Here is a 539-nt window from a genome sequence, read left to right as displayed (position 1 = left end):
AGATTATGGTCAACACCGAATGCGACCCCTTTCATCGCCGAGACGGCACCATCTTTCAGGCTAAAATCAGTTTGTAAAATCAAAGCGTTATCCGCATAAGCGGATGATGATCCCAGACACGTTAATAAAAATAACGTTGCGAGCGTTTTTTTCATTTTTGTTTCCCTTCATTTATCTGATGATTTTCCAGCTGTGTAGCCAGCCCCAGTTTGTCTGGCCTCCTCGAGTGTACAATGCTTAACCTTTCCGCTCGACGGAAATCATGGTGACAAAAGGATAGCGTTGCCACGGGATTGCCCCGCCTTTCATATACATATGTGAAATCGTGCCATCAAGATAAAGCAGCTGCTCAACGTTCAGTTTCGCTTTGGCATAACAGGCAAAATCATAAAAATTTGTCGCCTGCTGGCTCAACAAAAACACGGCATTCCCATGTTTATTAATCCCAACACCGTTACGAATTTTACGTGAGGCGACGTTGGGATGAATACGCGGATTAATTACACTGTTTTCCATCAACATTGGCCCTGACTGCACCG

1 protein-coding gene and 1 pseudogene are annotated in these 539 nt (G+C 44.5%); both read right to left on the bottom strand.

The window, feature by feature from the left end:
- Positions 1 to 155 (bottom strand): annotated as a pseudogene (locus tag ACS8YF_RS20100) (acetolactate synthase); the annotation flags it as partial.
- 82 nt (positions 156 to 237) lie between these two features.
- A partial coding sequence (locus tag ACS8YF_RS20095; protein WP_440851820.1) for a phosphodiester glycosidase family protein occupies positions 238 to 539 on the bottom strand: 302 nt, incomplete at its 5' end.

Source organism: Salinisphaera sp. SWV1 (genome assembly GCF_052044155.1).
In the GTDB taxonomy this organism is placed as follows: Bacteria; Pseudomonadota; Gammaproteobacteria; order Nevskiales; family Salinisphaeraceae; genus Salinisphaera.
Note: the sequence above shows the minus strand (reverse complement) of the source record. Positions and strands in the feature narration are given on the sequence as shown.